Raw genomic sequence first — 16,770 nt, forward strand, 5'->3', positions numbered from 1 at the left:
AAGGCTAGGAAACAAAGAGTCCTGCGGCTATATCACATACAAGTCGACGTACTCATTGACCGGCATCGCTTCGAGCTTTGCCTGGTCCAGCGACACGTCGAGAATCGCTTGTTGCTGCTTTGCCGGGAAGCGACGGGCGAGGTTGGTCCTGAACTTCTCGACCAGCAGCGGGATGCCGTCCGCACGGCGTCGCTGATGGCCGATCGGGTATTCGACCGCCACTTCGGCGAGCTTCGACCCGTCCGCGAATTCGATCGTCAGCGCATTCGCGATCGATCGTCTGGCCGGGTCATGGTAATCCTTCGTGAACTGCGGATCCTCGACGCACACGGTTTTCGCGCGCAGCGCGTCGATGCGCGGATCGGCGGCGACCGCGTCTTCGTAATCGGCCGCGGTCAGCCGGCCGAACAGCAGCGGCACGGCGACCATGTACTGGATGCAGTGGTCGCGGTCGGCCGGATTGGCGAGCGGACCCTGCTTGTCGATGATGCGGATCGCGGCCGCGTGCGTGCGGATCGTGATCCGGCTGATCTCGTCGGTCGTGCGGCCGGCCGCGGCGAGCTGCGCGTGCAGCTGCAGCGCGGCCTCGGCGGCCGTCTGCGCATGAAATTCTGCGGGGAACGCGATCTTGAACAGCACGTTCTCCATCACGTACGTGCCGTACGGGCGCTGGAAGCGGAACGGCTGCCCGTTGAACAGCACGTCGTAGAAGCCCCAGGTTTTCGCGGTGAGCGCCGACGGGTAGCCCATTTCACCCGTTTTCGCGATCAGCGCGAGGCGCACCGCGCGCGACGTCGCGTCGCCGGCCGCCCACGACTTGCGCGAGCCGGTGTTCGGCGCGTGGCGGTAGGTGCGCAGCGCGTGGCCGTCGACGAATGCGTTGGATACCGCGTTGATCAGCTCGTCGCGCGTGAGTCCGAGCAGGCGGCCGACGACGGCCGTCGATGCGACCTTGACGAGCAACACGTGATCGAGCCCGACCGCGTTGAACGAATTCTCGAGGGCGAGGCAGCCCTGGATCTCGTGGGCCTGGATCATCGCGACGAGCACGTCGCGCATGGCGAGCGGCTTCCTGCCGGCCGCGACGGCCGTGCGGGACAGCCAGTCGGCCGTCGCCAGGATTCCGCCGAGGTTGTCGGACGGATGACCCCATTCGGCGGCGAGCCAGGTGTCGTTGAAGTCCAGCCAGCGGATCATCGCGCCGATGTCGAAAGCGGCCTGGACGGGATCGAGCTGGAAGGACGTGCCGGGCACCTTCGCGCCGTTCGGCACGATCGTGCCGGGCACGACGGGGCCGAGCAGCTTGGTGCAGGCAGGGTAGGACAGCGCCTCGAGTCCGCATCCGAGCGTGTCGATCAGGCAATGACGCGCCGTCTCCAGCGCGAGCGCGCTGTCGATTCCGGTGTTCAGCACGTAGTCGACGATATCGACGAGTACCGTATCCGGAGCGGGGCGGACGTTGGAGACCGAGGCGGACATCGAGGGGCCTGGGAGCGAGAAAACGCGCTTAGTTCGTTGCCGGCTTCAGCTCGTTCGATTGAGTCGGAGCCGGCGTGCCTTGCGCCATTTCCGGCGTCACGCATTCGTCGGCGAGACGCTCGCCGCCGTTGGCGTCACTGAACAGCATCGCCTTGCTCGGGATCACGACCAGCTTGAAGCCCGCGGCCGGATCGTAGAACGTGTCGGCGCCCGTCGTCGTGGCCTGACGCGGCAGCTTGTAGTTCTTCTTCGCCCAGTGAACCGTAACGACCTGGTCACGCTTCATGTCGCCGGCCAGGTCGAACGACAGGCCTTCCTTGCACGACCACTTGACCGCGCCGTCCGGCACCGGATCGACCTTGGCGGCTGCGCGCGCCTGCGCCTTCTTGCTGCGCGGGATGATGCGCTTGGCGGGCGCCGGGCGCTTGGCCGCCTTTTTCGCGGTCGTTGCCGTCTGGGCGAACGCGCTCGGAGCCGACACCAGCATCGTGGCGGACAACGCGCCGATGGCGGTAGCGATCAGGAGTTTCTTCATGGAGTCAGAACCTTTCGATAATCAGTTGACAAGGGCCGGCGGCAGACGCCGTCGGCCGGTTTGAAACTGCACGCGCCCCGGAAGCGCGCAGCGGCCGCTATTTTCACCTATTTGGCCGTGCATATTTCAGGTTTTCGGGCTCCGTTACGTTTTTTGTCGTTTCGCAAACCTGTCTCGGGTTCACGCTCCGGTGATTCAATGAAATGCGTGTGTCGGCGCGCGCTCACCGCGCGTCTCCGGCGGCCGGGCCGAACAGCGGCGCGGCCTCGGCCGGCAGAGGCTGGCTGGTCGCCCGTGCGCGGCGCAGCACCGACCAGTAATAGCGGTAGCTCGCGCGGTCGTGCAGTGTATCGCCGTGGCGCGTCGGGCCCCAGTCGGCGGCCTGCGCGGCCAGCAGGATCTCGGCGGCCAGCGCGACTTCATCGGTGCGCGGCGCGAATGCGTCGACGATCGGGCGGATCTGCGCGGGATGGATGCTCCACATCCGCGTGAACGCGAACTCGTCGCGCGCGCGGCGCGCATCGCCGGCAACGACGGCCATGTCGCGCACCTCCGTCGTCACGTTGTGCGACGGCGTCTTGCCGTGCGCGTGGCACGCCGCGGCGATTTCCAGCTTCGCGCGGCGCACGAGCGGATGGTCGAACTGGCCGGGCGAGCGCATCGCCGCATCGGGAATCGCGCCGTGATGGGCGGACACGAAGTCCATCAGCCCGAAGCTGAGCGTGCCGACCAGGGGCAGCGCGGCGAGGGCGGCCGCCTGAGCAAGCGCACCGTGCGTCTCGACCAGCACGTCGACCGGGATCGGCTGCGCGAGGCCGAGTTCGCGGCGCGTGCCTTCGATGAACGCGACCATCTCCGCCGCGTCGGCGGCGCTGGCGATCTTCGGCAGCGTGACGTAGGCCGGCGTGTGCGCGGCGCGCAGCACGATGCGCACGTCGTCGCGCCAGTGGGGATGGGAAAAGTCGTGGATGCGGACGCCGACTCGCCCGAAGCGGTTCTCGGCGCTGCCGAGGAGTTCGGCGACGAGCTGCGCGTGCGCGGCTTCCTGACCGACGGCCGCGCCGTCCTCGCAGTCGAGCGTGATGTCGAACACGGGGCCGAGTTCGGCCTGGAGCGCGAGCGACTTGCGCATCAGCTTTTCGCTGCCCGCGTAGTGATCGCAGCAGGGCAGGATCGCGGGCGGGGACGCCCCGTCGTACAGCACTTGTGCAGGAGTGAGCGCGGACATCTCTTCTACGTCAAGGAGGCGGGCAACGTGGAGAAAATCGGATTCGGGCGCGTTCTGGGCTGGCGCGCGGGGCGCCGGGAGCGGCAAAACGTGCCCGGATCGGATCGGGCGGCGGGCCGGCTGCAGGCCCGCCGCCCATGCCGTGACCGGACCGCCCGGAGGCGGCCCGGCTGTGCAGCCTGCTTAGTTCTTCAGCAGGTGAGCGACGCCGTCGCGCTCTTCGAGCAGTTCGGCCAGCGTGCCGTCCATCTTCTCGCGCGAGAATGCGTCGATTTCGAGGCCTTCGACGCGCTTGTACTCGCCGTTTTCGCACGTGACGGGCACGCCGTAGATGATGTCTTCGGGGATGCCGTACGAGCCGTCCGACGGGATGCCCATCGTGACCCACTTGCCGTTCGTGCCAAGTACCCAGTCACGCACGTGGTCGATCGCCGCGTTTGCCGCCGACGCCGCCGACGACAGGCCGCGCGCCTCGATGATCGCCGCGCCGCGCTTGCCGACGGTCGGGATGAACGTGTCGCGGTTCCACACGTCGTCGTTGATCAGCTTCAGCAGCGACTCGCCTTCGGCGGTCGCGAAGCGGAAGTCGGGGTACATCGTCGGCGAGTGGTTGCCCCACACGGCGAGCTTCTCGATCGATGCGACCGGCTTGCCCGACTTCGCCGCGAGTTGCGACAGCGCACGGTTGTGGTCGAGGCGCAGCATCGCCGTGAAGTTCTTCTTCGGCAGATCCGGCGCCGACTTCATCGCGATGTACGCGTTGGTGTTCGCCGGGTTGCCGACGACCAGCACCTTCACGTCGCGGCTCGCGACTTCGTTCAGCGCGGCGCCCTGGACCGTGAAGATCTCGGCGTTCGCCGACAGCAGATCCTTGCGCTCCATGCCCTTCGAGCGCGGACGTGCACCGACCAGCAGCGCGACGTCTGCATCCTTGAATGCAACCTTCGGATCGTCGGTGATCACGACGCCCGCGAGCAGCGGGAACGCGCAATCGTCGAGTTCCATCACGACGCCTTTGACGGCGGCTTGGGCTTGCGGGAGGTCGAGCAGTTGCAGGATGACCGGCTGGTCCTTGCCGAGCAGGTCGCCGTTCGCGATGCGGAACAGCAGGGAGTAAGCGATTTGACCTGCGGCGCCGGTGACGGCAACGCGCTTTGCGGGCTTAGCCATTGAAAATCTCCAGGACGGGTGAAGCGGTGGACGCTAGGCAAAACGCCATTCTATGCGCGTTACGCGTAGCGTTGCATTGAAGCAGGGCGGAGGACTCGCGAAAGGCAGACGCGGTGAACCTGGAGACGGCCGTGGCACGTAGCCGGGGACGCGTTTTGCACCCGCGAACCCTTGCTCGCCCCGGAGTGTAGGAGCCGACGGGCCCAAAGTCAAACGGTATCATATGTCTTATATAAGACAGATGTTTTGCTGAATTTGAGTGGACGGAAAAGCGCGGTTTGTGATGAAATGCGCGCCATGACATCGAACCAGGCGAACAACGCGAATCCGACCGGCGCAGGCGGCCCAGGGCAGCCGGGCGCGGCCGATTCCGTGCCGGCGCCTGCCGCGTCGCCGTCGCCGACCTTCAGTCCGTTATACCAGCAGATCAAGTCATTGATCACGCAAAGCCTGGAATCCGGCGAGTGGAAGCCGGGCGAGATCATTCCGAGCGAAGTGGAGCTCGCGGCCCGTTACAAGGTCAGCCAGGGCACCGTTCGCAAGGCGATCGACGAACTGGCCGCCGAAAACCTCGTGGTCCGGCGGCAGGGCAAGGGCACTTTTGTTGCAACGCACAACGAAGATCGCGCGCAGTTCCGCTTTCTGCGGCTGCTGGCCGACGACGGTGCGGAGCATCCGCACGTGAGCCGCCTGCTCGAATGCCGGCGCCTGCGTGCGCCGGCCGAGATCGCGCGGCAGCTCGACCTGAAGCCGGCCGACCCGGTCGTGCAGGTGCGCCGCCTGCTGGAGTTCGAGAACGAAGCGACGGTGCTCGACGAGATCTGGCTGCCGGGCGCGATGTTCCGCGGGCTCACGTTCGAGCGGCTGAGCGAGTACAAAGGGCCGCTCTACGCGATGTTCGAGACGGAATTCGGCACGCGGATGATCCGCGCGACGGAGAAGATCCGCGCGGTGGCGGCGGAGCCGGCGGTGGCCGACCTGCTGCACGTGCCGGCGGGTTTCCCTTTGCTGTCGGTCGAGCGCGTGTCCTATACATACGGAGACCGGCCGGTGGAAGTGCGGCGCGGATGGTATGTCACGACCGGGTATTACTATCACAATGACCTGAGCTGACGACGTATCGGCACAGGCATGCGTGCATGCGCGTTTCACACGCTCGCGTAGCACGTTTCGGGCCGCCTTTATTCCCGTTCGCGTAATGATCCAGAGCAGACTTTCGCTGCAGCGCGATATAAAAAGGCGCTAAAATCGCGGATTAGTGTGACAACATAGTAGGGGTCTAGCATGACTGACGCAGTAAGAAAGCCGAGGCCGGAATACCGGAACATCGGAATCGGCGACATCACGTTGAAATATCGCATGCCCCTGGCGGCGATATTGTCGATTCTCCATCGTATCAGCGGCGCGCTGTTGTTCCTGTTCCTGCCGTTCCTGCTGTTCCTCTTCGATCAGAGTCTCACCTCCGAGCTCAGCTTCGAAGTCTTCAAGGCTTTCCTCTCCAACATCGTCGTCAAGCTGATCGTCCTCGCGCTGTCCTGGGCGTTCCTCCACCATTTCTGCGCCGGCATTCGCCACCTGCTGATGGACGTCAACCACGACGCCGTCTCGAAGGAAGGCGGCAAGCGGACGGCCGTCGTCGTCTTTGTCGTCTCGATCGCCCTGACGATCGCCATGGCACTCAAACTGTTCGGAGCATTCTAAGAAAATGGCAGCCAATAACCGAATCGGCTCGAAGCGCCTCGTCGTCGGCGCTCACTACGGCCTGCGCGACTGGCTCGCGCAGCGCGTCACCGCCACGATCATGGCGGTCTACACGGTCATTCTGCTCGTCCTGTTCTTCGGCGCGCATGACTTCTCGTACGAAGGCTGGGCATCGATCTTCTCCGCGCAATGGATGAAGCTCGCGACCTTCGTGACGCTGCTTTCCCTCTTCTACCACGCATGGGTCGGCGTGCGCGACATCTGGATGGACTACGTGAAGCCCGTCGGTGTGCGCCTGCTGCTGCAATCGCTGACCATCGTCTGGCTGCTCGCATGTGCGGGCTACGCCGCGCAGATTCTCTGGAGAGTGTAAAGAATGGCTGCAATCAAAACTTCCCTGCCGCGCCGCAAGTTCGACGTGGTGATCGTCGGCGCGGGCGGCTCGGGCTTGCGCGCAGCGCTGCAACTGTCGCGCGCGGGCCTGTCGGTCGGCGTGCTGTCGAAGGTGTTTCCGACCCGTTCGCACACGGTAGCCGCACAGGGCGGCATCGGCGCGTCGCTCGGCAACATGAGCGAAGACAACTGGCACTTCCACTTCTACGACACGATCAAGGGTTCCGACTGGCTCGGCGACCAGGACGCGATCGAGTTCATGTGCCGCGAAGCACCGAACGTCGTGTACGAACTGGAACACTTCGGCATGCCGTTCGACCGTAACGCGGACGGCACGATCTACCAGCGTCCGTTCGGCGGCCACACCGCGAATTACGGCGAGAAGCCGGTCCAGCGCGCTTGCGCGGCCGCCGACCGTACCGGTCACGCGCTGCTGCACACGCTGTACCAGCAGAACGTCGAAGCGAAGACGCAGTTCTTCGTCGAATGGATGGCGCTCGACCTGATCCGCGACGCGGACGGCGACGTGCTCGGCGTGACGGCCCTCGAGATGGAGACGGGCGACGTCTACATCATGGAAGGCAAGACGACGCTGTTCGCGACGGGCGGCGCAGGCCGGATCTTCGCGGCATCGACCAACGCGTTCATCAACACCGGCGACGGCCTCGGCATGGCCGCGCGTTCGGGCATCGCGCTGCAGGACATGGAGTTCTGGCAGTTCCACCCGACCGGCGTGGCCGGCGCGGGCGTGCTGATCACCGAAGGCGTGCGCGGCGAAGGCGGCATCCTGCGCAACGCGAACGGCGAGCGTTTCATGGAGCGCTACGCACCGACGCTGAAGGATCTGGCGCCGCGTGACTTCGTGTCGCGTTCGATGGACCAGGAAATCAAGGAAGGTCGCGGCGTCGGTCCGAACAAGGATCACGTGCTGCTCGACCTGTCGCACATCGGCGCCGAGACGATCATGAAGCGTCTGCCGTCGATCCGCGAAATCGCGCTGAAGTTCGCGAACGTCGACGCGATCAAGGAACCGATCCCGGTCGTCCCGACGATCCACTACCAGATGGGCGGCATCCCGACCAACATCCACGGTCAGGTCGTCGGCACGTCGCGCGGCCACAAGGATCCGGTCAACGGTTTCTACGCAGTGGGCGAGTGCTCGTGCGTGTCCGTGCACGGCGCGAACCGCCTCGGCACGAACTCGCTGCTGGACCTCGTGGTGTTCGGCCGTGCAGCCGGCAACCACATCGTCGAGCACGTGAAGAACCAGAAGGAACACAAGCCGCTGCCGGCCGATGCAGGCGAGTTCTCGCTGGCGCGTCTGAACAAGCTCGACAAGTCGACGTCGGGCGAGTACACGCAGGACGTCGCGAACGACATCCGTTCGACGATGCAGAAGCACGCAGGCGTGTTCCGCACGTCGGCGCTGCTGAAGGAAGGCGTCGAGCAGATGGCCGGCCTGAAGGCGCGCGTGGAAAGCATCCACCTGAAGGACAAGTCGAAGGTGTTCAACACCGCGCGCGTCGAAGCGCTCGAGCTGGAGAACCTGATCGAAGTCGCCCGCGCGACGATGGTGTCGGCGGAAGCGCGCAAGGAAAGCCGCGGCGCGCACGCGCACAGCGATTACGAACACCGCGACGACGACAACTGGCTGCGCCATACGCTGTGGTACAGCGAAGGCGATCGCCTCGACTACAAGCCGGTTCAAATGAAGCCGCTGACGGTCGACTCCGTGCCGCCGAAGCCGCGCACGTTCTAAGCCGAGTCAAAGGAATCCGAAATGGCAAAACGCATTTTTGAAGTCTACCGCTACGATCCGGACAAGGACGCGGCGCCGCGCATGCAGACGTACGAGCTCGAGATCAAGCATGAGCGCATGCTGCTCGACGCACTGGTCAAGCTGAAGGCCGTGGATGAGACGCTGTCGTTCCGCCGCTCGTGCCGTGAAGGCGTGTGCGGTTCCGACGCGATGAACATCAACGGCAAGAACGGTCTCGCGTGCCTGACGAACCTGAACGACCTGCCGCAGAAGATCGTGCTGCGCCCGCTGCCGGGCCTGCCCGTCGTGCGCGACCTGATCGTCGACATGACGCACTTCTTCAACCAGTATCACTCGATCAAGCCGTACCTGATCAACGACGCGCCGCCGCCGGAGAAGGAACGCCTCCAGTCGCCGGAAGAGCGCGACGAGCTCGACGGCGTGTACGAGTGCATTCTGTGCGCGAGCTGCTCGACGTCGTGCCCGAGCTTCTGGTGGAACCCGGACAAGTTCGTCGGCCCGGCCGGCCTGCTGCAGGCTTACCGCTTCATCGCGGATAGCCGTGACACCGCCACCGGCGAGCGTCTCGACAACCTGGAAGACCCGTACCGTCTGTTCCGTTGCCACACGATCATGAACTGCGTCGACGTTTGCCCGAAGGGCCTGAACCCGACGAAGGCGATCGGCAAGATCAAGGAACTGATGGTTCGTCGCGCGGTTTAAATTCGTGATGAGCGACGATTCGCATCAATCCGACCCGCACCGCCGCGCGCGCCTGCGCTGGCGCGCGCGGCGGGGTCTGCTGGAGAACGACATCGTATTCGAGCGTTTCTTCAGCAGATACGAGCATGACCTCACCGATGCAGACGTAGGCGCGTTGTCGCGCCTGCTCGATCTGAGCGACAACGACCTGATGGACTTGCTCCTCGCGCGCAAGGAACCAGAGGGCGACCTAGACAGCCCGGACATTCACCGGCTGTTGGAGATGCTGCGCAACGTGTAACGCCAAGGTGTAACGCGCTGTGCCCGTTATCGAATCCCGTTTCTTTATTTCGATTGAGGATGTGCCATGACTCCGTCTGATGTTAAAGCCACGCTATCGTTCAGCGACAACTCGCCGAGCGTCGAAATGCCGATCTACAAGGGTACGATGGGCCCGGACGTGATCGACATCCGCAAGCTGTACGGCCAGACCGGCAAGTTCACTTACGACCCGGGCTTCATGTCGACGGCTTCGTGTAATTCGGCGATCACGTACATTGACGGCGACAAGGGCGAACTCCTGTACCGCGGTTACCCGATCGACAACCTCGCGCAGAATGCCGACTTCCTCGAGTCCTGCTACCTGCTGCTGAAGGGCGAGCTGCCCAACGCTGCGCAGAAGAAGGAATTCGTCGACACGGTCACGAAGCACACGATGGTGCACGAGCAGATGCACTTCTTCTTCCGTGGCTTCCGCCGCGACGCGCACCCGATGGCGATCCTGGTCGCCGCGGTCGGCGCGCTGTCCGCGTTCTACCACGACTCGCTCGACATCAACGATCCGCGTCACCGCGAAGTGTCGGCGATCCGCATGATCGCGAAGCTGCCGACGCTCGTTGCGATGGCATACAAGTACAGCATCGGCCAGCCGTTCGTGTACCCGAAGAACTCGCTGTCGTACAGCGCGAACTTCATGCACATGATGTTCTCGAACCCGTGCGAAGAGTACAAGGTCAACGACGTGCTCGTCCGCGCACTCGACCGTATCCTGATCCTGCACGCCGACCACGAGCAGAACGCTTCGACGTCGACGGTCCGCCTGGCCGGCTCGTCGGGCGCGAACCCGTTCGCGTGTATCGCAGCCGGCATCGCGTGTCTGTGGGGCCCGGCGCACGGTGGTGCGAACGAAGCCGCGCTGAACATGCTCGAGCAGATCGGTTCGCCGGACAACATCCCCGAATTCATCAAGCAGGTGAAGGACAAGAATTCGGGCGTGAAGCTGATGGGCTTCGGCCACCGCGTGTACAAGAACTATGACCCGCGTGCGAAGCTGATGCGCGAAACGTGCTACGAAGTGCTGAACGAACTCGGCCTGCACGACGACCCGCTGTTCAAGCTCGCGATGCAGCTCGAGAAGATCGCACTGGAAGACGAATACTTCGTGTCGCGCAAGCTGTACCCGAACGTCGACTTCTACTCGGGCATCGTGCAGCGCGCGCTGGGCATCCCGACGTCGATGTTCACGTGTATCTTCGCGATGGCACGTACGGTCGGCTGGATTGCACAGTGGAACGAAATGATCGCGGATCCGGAACAGAAGATCGGCCGTCCGCGTCAGCTGTTCATCGGCGACACGCCGCGCGAAGCGAAGCCGCTCAACGCACGTTAAGTCGTGCGCGGCGCGAATGGCCGCAAGGTCGCTCGCGTCCGGCAATCGCAACGCCCCGACACCCCGGTGGGTCATCCCGCCGGGGTGTTTTCATTTGCGCGGCCGAACGACATGGCGTTCCAGCGACGGCGGCCGCGTGTCGAGCGGTGGCTGCGTGCCGGCGTCGGGAGCGTGGCCGTGCCGTGCGAAGAACTGCCGGTATGCGCCGGGCGTCATCCCGCGCGCGGCAAGGAACTGGCGGTTGAAGTTCGCGGCGTTCGGAATGCCGCAGCGTGCAGCGACCGTCGCGATCGGCCATTCGGTGCCGATCAGGTGGCGGCACGCATGCGCAAGCCGCAGCCGCTGCACGTAGCGGCCGACGCTTTCGCCGAGATGCCGCGCGAATAGCCGCTGCAGCGTGCGTTCGGACATGTGCGCGACGGCGGCGAGCGCGTCGATGCGCAGCGGCTCGTGGAAGTGCCGGTCGATCGCATCGAGCACGCGGTCGAGGCGTTCGGCTTCGGGCGCGGCCGAGTCGGCCGATGTTGCGGCTGCGTCAGGCCGGCCATAGGCCTGCGCGGTGGCGAGCGGTTCGCCGCCGGCTTCGGCGAGATCGGCGAGCGTGTCGAGTGCGGCCGCGAGGCGGACGCGCGGCGATGAGTCGAGCAGCTGCGGCAAGCGAGCGCGCATCGCGCGGCCCGTCTCGGCGTCGAACGCGAGGCCGGGCGCCGCCCGACGCAGCAGCGAGCGCAGCGGCGCGTACTCGGGGCAGCAGTCGGCCATGCGCCGTGCCCAGTCGCCGTCGAACCAGACGACGAGCGCGACTTCCGGCGCATCGCGATCGATGCGCGCATTCGACGACCACGTGTGCGGCAGGTTGGGCGGGACGAGCACCAGGTCGTCGTCCGCGTACTGGGCGACATGATCGCCGACGAAGCGCCGGCCCCGGCTGTTCAGCGTCAGCGTCAGTTCGTACTCGGGATGTCGGTGCCATTCGAACGGAATGTGCGCGAGCTGACGGTGATACACGCGAATCGAACAGCCGGGGGCGAACGTCACATGCTCGTACTGCGGTTTCATCGCGACCTCAGGTCGAGCGGGGCAACGCGCCGTGGCATGATCGTGATCGATCGTCACGACGGAGCGATGCCATGTTTTCACATGTTTGCGTAGGCGTCAGCGATACCGCGCGCGCGGACGAGTTCTACGCGCCGCTGCTCGCGGAGCTTGGGCTGCGCCTGAAGTTCAGCGAGCCGGATGGCTGGTCGGGCTGGATGCCGGCCGATACCGACCGGCCGTTGTTCTTCTTCGGCCGGCCCCTCGACGGCCACGCGCCCGAACCGGGCAACGGCCATACGATCGCGTTCAACGCGACGACCCGCACGCAGGTCGACCGCTGTCATGCGCTCGCGCTGCAGCACGGCGGCACCTGCGACGGGCCGCCGGGCTTGCGCCCGCACTATCACCCCGACTACTACGGCGCGTATTTCCGCGACCCGGACGGCAACAAGCTGTGCGTGGTCTGCCATCGTCGCGAGTAGCGAGCGGTTGTCGGAATTGTATCGATAGTTGGCTGGATAGTATCGATGGTGATGACGCGTCGGCCGTACGCTGAATGCTCACCACGACACACGATTCAGCGAGGAGACGACGATGCACCTGACGATTGACGATCTGCCGGCCGCGATCCGCACGGCAAAAAGGGCGCTGCGCGCCGACCTGCCCGGTTACGCGGCCACGTTCCGCGAGCTGGAGGGGGACATCGCGCGGCAGGTCGACGCGATCCGCCGCGCGCACGCGCAAGGCCGCGACGTGATTCCGGTGCTGCGCTTCGCGGATATCGCGAGCGGCCGTGTCGATCCGCAGGCGGTCGCCGCGATTCGCGCGCACGGCGCAGCGGTGATTCGCGGCGTGTTCGACGCGCAGCAGGCGCGCGACTGGAACGACGAGATCGGCACCTATCTGGATGCGAACCGCTTCGCCGAGCGGCTGCATGCGCGCGCCGAGGACCGCTACTTCGGCAACCTCGCGTCGGGCAAACCGCAGATTTACGGCGTCTACTGGTCGAAGCCGCAGGTGGCCGCGCGCCAGTCGCCGGCCCTCACGCAGGCACGCGTGTTCCTGAACCGCCTGTGGCGTCATGCGGACGGCACGCGCATGCATTTCGATCCCGACCAGGTGCCGGCGTACGCGGACCGGATCCGCCGCCGGCCGCCGGGCTCGACGTCGCTCGGGCTGTCGCCGCACGTCGACGGCGGTTCGGTCGAACGCTGGCTCGGCGCGAATTTCCGGCAGGTGTATCGCCACGTGCTCGCCGGTAGCTGGCGCGATTACGATCCATTCGACGCCGCATTCCGCCCCGGCGTCGAGGAAATTCCGTCGCCGGCCGTGTGCTCGATGTTCCGCACGTTCCAGGGTTGGACCGCACTGACGCCGCAAGGGCCCGGCGACGGCACGCTGCAGCTGATCCCGGTTGCGAACGCGATGGCGTACGTCGTGTTGCGTGCGCTGCAGGACGACGTCGCCGACGACGACCTGTGCGGCGCGCGCCCGGGTCGCGCGCTGTCGATCCTGCCCGAATGGCACGCGTTGCTGCTCGACGCGCTGGTGCCGATTCCGCACATGGAACCGGGCGACGCGGTGTTCTGGCACGGCGACGTCGTGCACGCGGTCGAGGATGCGCATCGCGGCAGCGGCGACAGCAACGTGATGTACATCGCGGCCGCGCCCGGTTGCGCGAAGAACGATGCGTACCTGCAGCGCCAGCGGCTCGCGTTCCTGCGCGGCGACAGCCCGCCCGATTTTCCGGCCGATCATTTCGAGGTCGATTTCGACGGACGAGCAGGCGAAGGCGATCTGACGGCGCTGGGGCGTGCGCAAATGGGGTTCGTGCCTGTCGCTGCATAACGGCGGCAGCAGATGCATCGGCCGCTCCGGCATCCGCGTACGGCGGGTTTGCCCGCGCGCGCCGGCCGTTTGCCGAATCCGCTGTGTTCTGCCTGCAATTCGACGCGATCGGCTGCGGGAACGCCCGAATTCGACGCGAATTGCGCAATTTGGCTTCCGATAATGGTCCGAACACAACGTAGCTGCCCCGTGCGCCGCACGGGGGCAGCGTGACCATGGAGGAGTCGATGCAATTCACGCAAGCGATCGTTCGCCGTCCCGCGCCGTCCTGCGGCGCGGGTCTCACCACCGCCGCGCTCGGTGCGCCCGACTACGACAAGACGCTCACGCAGTTCCACGCCTACTGCGATGCGCTGCGCGGCCTCGGCGTCGAACTGACCGAACTGCCGCCGCTGGACGCTTTCCCCGATTCGCACTTCGTCGAGGACGTCGCGGTCGTCACGCCTGAATTCGCGGTGATCACGCGCCCGGGGGCGCCCGCGCGGCGCGGCGAGACGGTGCACATCGAAGTTGCGCTCCGCGCGCATCGCGACCTGCTGCCGATGCAGGCGGGCCGGCTCGACGGCGGCGACGTGATGCTGGTCGGCAAGCGTTTCTATATCGGCCTGACGAGCCGTACCGATGCCGACGGCATTGCCGAGTTCGAGTCGCTGGTGTCGCGCTTCGGCTATTCGGTCGTCGCGGTGCCGGTCGGCGCGGGCCTGCACCTGAAGTCGGTCGTCAACGCGCTTGGCGACGACACGCTGCTCGTGACCGAGGCGCTGGCCGCGCATCCGGCATTCACCGACTATCGCCGGATCGCCGTCTCGGCCGCCGACGAATACGCGGGCAACACGCTGCGCGTGAACGGCACGCTGATCACGCCGGCCGGCTATCCGCGCGTGCACGACGCGATCAGCGCCCTCGGGCTGCCGTTGCATGTGATCGACACGAGCGAGTTCCGCAAGATGGACGGCGGCCTGACCTGCCTGTCGCTGCGCTTCTAGCCGATTGGCGCGCGGCCGCTTCGGCCGGATAATGTGGCCCCGCGCGGAACTGGAGGAGACGCTCCGCGCACCAGCCACGACCCGACCGGAGCGAATGCGGATGACCGACAAGAAAATGCAGCTCGACAAGATCGACCTCCGGATTCTCGACATCCTGCGCACAGATGGACGGATTTCGTACCGGAAGCTGTCGGAGCTCGTGAACCTCACGCCGCGTCCGTGTCAGGCGCGCGTGGAGCGGCTCGAGGCGCTTGGCGTGATCGAAGGCTATCGCGCGGTGATCAAGGCGCCGCGCGCGGCCAAGCCGATCGTCGTGATCGCGCAGATCGTGCTGGCCGACCACGGGCGTTCGCAGGCGCCGTTCGAGGACGAGATGCGGAACAACCCGGCGGTGCTCGACTGCTGGCTCGTCAGCGGCACGTTCGATTTTCTCGTGCGGCTCGCGTGCGAGGACCTCGACGAATACCGGCGGATCGCGAACGTGTGGCTGGAAAGCCCTCGCTTCCGGATCGAGAAAATCGTGACGACGGCCGAGCTGCAGGCGATCAAGCGCAGCGTGGTCTGACGCGGCCGTGCGCGTCCGGGCCGCCGGCACCGGACGCACGGCCTGGCGGGCCGGACCGGTTTCGACGCGAATAACCGGGCCAATCGATTGGTATTCCGAATCAATCGGGGCGACCCGAATCCAATCAGGGTGAACACTATGGATGCTTTGCAAACGGCAGTGGAGACGGCCGCGCCGTCCGGGACGGCGCTGAAACGCCGGCTGCAGAGCCGCCACATCGCGATGATCGCGATCGGCGGCTCGATCGGCACGGGGCTGTTCGTCGCATCGGGTGCGTCGGTCGCGCAGGCGGGGCCGGGTGGCGCGATCGCCGCGTATATCGCGATCGGGCTGATGGTCTACTTCGTCGTCACGGGGCTCGGCGAGATGGCCGCGCTGATGCCGGTGTCGGGCTCGTTCGCGATCTACGGCGAGAAGTACGTCGACGAAGGCTTCGGCGTTGCGCTCGGCTGGACCTACTGGTACAGCTGGGCGGTGACGATCGCGATCGAACTCGTCGCCGGGCAGATCGTGATGCGCTACTGGTTTCCAGCCGTGCCGGGCGTGTGGTGGGGCGCGGGGTTCCTGGTGCTGATCTTCCTGCTGAACACGCTCTCGGTGCGCGGCTTCGGCGAATCCGAATACTGGTTCTCGCTGATCAAGGTCGTCACCGTGATCGCGTTCATCGCGGCGGGATTGCTGATCGCGGCCGGCCTGCTCGGCAACGGGCAGCCGGTCGGCTGGCGCAACTTCAGGACCGGTGACGCGCCGTTCGTCGGCGGCGTGCACGCGATGATGAGCGTCGCGCTGATCGCGGGCTTCTCGTTCCTCGGCACCGAGCTGGTCGGGATCACGGCCGGCGAATCGGAAAACCCGCGCAAGACGATCCCGCGCGCGGTGAAGCAGATCTTCTGGCGGATCATGCTGTTCTACGTGCTCGCGATTTTCGTGATCGGCCTGCTGGTGCCGTACACCGATCCGAACCTGCTGAAGAGCGACGTGACCGACATCGGCGTGAGCCCGTTCACGCTTGTGTTCAGCCATGCGGGCTTTCCGCTTGCCGCGGGCGCGATGAACCTCGTGATCCTGACGGCCGTGTTGTCGGCCGGCAACTCCGGCACGTATGCGGCCACGCGGATGCTGTACAACCTCGCGGCGGAAGGCCGTGCGCCCGCGATGTTCGCGACGCTTTCGCCGAGCGGCGTGCCGCGCAACGCGCTTTACGCGACGATGGCGGTGGGCGGGTTGTGCTTCCTTACGTCGCTGACCAACAATCAGAGCATCTATCTGTGGCTGCTCAATACGGTCGGCATCACCGGCTTCATCGCGTGGCTCGGCATCGCGGTCTGCCACTACCGGTTCCGCAAGGGCTTTCTGAAGCAGGGCTACCGGCTCGATCAACTGCCATATCGTGCGAAGTGGTTCCCGTTCGGGCCGCTGTTCGCGATCGCGATCTGCATCGTGATTTCGCTAGGGCAGGATTACCAGGCATTCTTCGCGGCCCGCGTCGACTGGATGGAAGTGCTGTCGATCTATGTATGGATCCCGCTGTTCGTCGCGATCTGGTGGGCGTATCGTCGCGTGCGCAAGAGCCGGCTCGTGCGGTACGAGGAGATGGAGATCGGGCCGTGGCTGATGCGCCCGGCCGACGAAACGGGGCAAGCGCGCGAGCGGTAGTCGTGCGGCGCACGGCGTGCGTGCGGCCGCCGGCCGGGATA

At 65.7% G+C, this 16,770-nt stretch carries 17 protein-coding genes; 12 read left to right on the forward strand and 5 right to left on the reverse strand.

Annotation, left to right across the window (positions count from 1 at the left end):
• Positions 1 to 27 precede the first annotated feature (27 nt).
• The 4 genes from WI26_RS18395 to WI26_RS18410 all read right to left on the reverse strand — a co-directional run bounded on the left by WI26_RS18395 (position 28) and on the right by WI26_RS18410 (position 4,412).
• Complete coding sequence (locus tag WI26_RS18395) at positions 28 to 1,479, reverse strand: bifunctional 2-methylcitrate dehydratase/aconitate hydratase (RefSeq protein WP_059466432.1); 1,452 nt, start codon at positions 1,477 to 1,479, stop codon at positions 28 to 30.
• Between the two features lie 28 nt (positions 1,480 to 1,507).
• Positions 1,508 to 2,014, reverse strand: a complete 507-nt coding sequence (locus WI26_RS18400) for a hypothetical protein (RefSeq protein ID WP_059466431.1) — start codon at positions 2,012 to 2,014, stop codon at positions 1,508 to 1,510.
• Between the two features lie 223 nt (positions 2,015 to 2,237).
• Positions 2,238 to 3,242, reverse strand: a complete 1,005-nt coding sequence (locus WI26_RS18405) for an HpcH/HpaI aldolase/citrate lyase family protein (protein WP_069226753.1) — start codon at positions 3,240 to 3,242, stop codon at positions 2,238 to 2,240.
• 183 nt (positions 3,243 to 3,425) lie between these two features.
• Positions 3,426 to 4,412: a malate dehydrogenase gene (locus WI26_RS18410; RefSeq protein WP_006487742.1), complete on the reverse strand. Its 987-nt coding sequence runs from the start codon at positions 4,410 to 4,412 to the stop codon at positions 3,426 to 3,428.
• Between the two features lie 288 nt (positions 4,413 to 4,700).
• On the opposite strand from WI26_RS18410, the gene WI26_RS18415 reads away from it, so the two are divergent.
• From WI26_RS18415 to gltA, 7 genes are all read left to right on the forward strand, one after another.
• The gene (locus tag WI26_RS18415) at positions 4,701 to 5,525 is read left to right on the forward strand and encodes a GntR family transcriptional regulator (RefSeq protein WP_059450787.1); all 825 of its coding nucleotides are present in this window, start codon (positions 4,701 to 4,703) and stop codon (positions 5,523 to 5,525) included.
• A 171-nt stretch (positions 5,526 to 5,696) separates the two neighbouring features.
• Positions 5,697 to 6,113: a succinate dehydrogenase, cytochrome b556 subunit gene (sdhC, locus tag WI26_RS18420; protein ID WP_059450788.1), complete on the forward strand. Its 417-nt coding sequence runs from the start codon at positions 5,697 to 5,699 to the stop codon at positions 6,111 to 6,113.
• Between the two features lie 4 nt (positions 6,114 to 6,117).
• A complete protein-coding gene (sdhD, locus tag WI26_RS18425) occupies positions 6,118 to 6,486 on the forward strand; it encodes a succinate dehydrogenase, hydrophobic membrane anchor protein (RefSeq protein ID WP_006399546.1) in 369 nt (122 codons plus the stop codon).
• A 3-nt stretch (positions 6,487 to 6,489) separates the two neighbouring features.
• Positions 6,490 to 8,265 (forward strand): succinate dehydrogenase flavoprotein subunit, encoded by a 1,776-nt coding sequence (gene sdhA / locus WI26_RS18430; protein ID WP_069226754.1) that lies wholly within the window; start codon positions 6,490 to 6,492, stop codon positions 8,263 to 8,265.
• A gap of 21 nt (positions 8,266 to 8,286) precedes the next feature.
• Complete coding sequence (locus tag WI26_RS18435; protein ID WP_038570896.1) at positions 8,287 to 8,988, forward strand: succinate dehydrogenase iron-sulfur subunit; 702 nt, start codon at positions 8,287 to 8,289, stop codon at positions 8,986 to 8,988.
• 7 nt (positions 8,989 to 8,995) lie between these two features.
• The gene (locus tag WI26_RS18440) at positions 8,996 to 9,268 is read left to right on the forward strand and encodes a succinate dehydrogenase assembly factor 2 (protein ID WP_057923949.1); all 273 of its coding nucleotides are present in this window, start codon (positions 8,996 to 8,998) and stop codon (positions 9,266 to 9,268) included.
• 66 nt (positions 9,269 to 9,334) lie between these two features.
• A complete protein-coding gene (gene gltA, locus WI26_RS18445) occupies positions 9,335 to 10,636 on the forward strand; it encodes a citrate synthase (protein WP_011881720.1) in 1,302 nt (433 codons plus the stop codon).
• Positions 10,637 to 10,726: 90 nt separating this feature from the next.
• On the opposite strand, the gene WI26_RS18450 is transcribed toward gltA, so the two are convergent.
• Complete coding sequence (locus tag WI26_RS18450) at positions 10,727 to 11,695, reverse strand: helix-turn-helix domain-containing protein (protein ID WP_059510420.1); 969 nt, start codon at positions 11,693 to 11,695, stop codon at positions 10,727 to 10,729.
• Positions 11,696 to 11,766: 71 nt separating this feature from the next.
• On the opposite strand from WI26_RS18450, the gene WI26_RS18455 reads away from it, so the two are divergent.
• The 5 genes from WI26_RS18455 to WI26_RS18475 all read left to right on the forward strand — a co-directional run bounded on the left by WI26_RS18455 (position 11,767) and on the right by WI26_RS18475 (position 16,729).
• Positions 11,767 to 12,156 carry a VOC family protein gene (locus WI26_RS18455; RefSeq protein WP_069226755.1) on the forward strand — a complete coding sequence of 130 codons (390 nt, stop codon included), beginning with the start codon at positions 11,767 to 11,769 and terminating at the stop codon, positions 12,154 to 12,156.
• Positions 12,157 to 12,268: 112 nt separating this feature from the next.
• Positions 12,269 to 13,522, forward strand: a complete 1,254-nt coding sequence (locus WI26_RS18460; protein ID WP_069226756.1) for a DUF1479 domain-containing protein — start codon at positions 12,269 to 12,271, stop codon at positions 13,520 to 13,522.
• A 227-nt stretch (positions 13,523 to 13,749) separates the two neighbouring features.
• Entirely contained in the window at positions 13,750 to 14,508 is a 759-nt protein-coding gene (locus WI26_RS18465; RefSeq protein ID WP_069227775.1) for a dimethylarginine dimethylaminohydrolase family protein, read from the forward strand.
• A gap of 100 nt (positions 14,509 to 14,608) precedes the next feature.
• Positions 14,609 to 15,073, forward strand: coding sequence for an Lrp/AsnC family transcriptional regulator (locus WI26_RS18470; RefSeq protein WP_059510422.1), 465 nt, complete (start codon positions 14,609 to 14,611; stop codon positions 15,071 to 15,073).
• Positions 15,074 to 15,211: 138 nt separating this feature from the next.
• Complete coding sequence (locus tag WI26_RS18475; RefSeq protein WP_069226757.1) at positions 15,212 to 16,729, forward strand: amino acid permease; 1,518 nt, start codon at positions 15,212 to 15,214, stop codon at positions 16,727 to 16,729.
• The last annotated feature ends 41 nt before the right edge of the window (positions 16,730 to 16,770 follow it).

This window comes from Burkholderia diffusa (assembly GCF_001718315.1).
Taxonomy (GTDB): Bacteria; Pseudomonadota; Gammaproteobacteria; order Burkholderiales; family Burkholderiaceae; genus Burkholderia; species Burkholderia diffusa_B.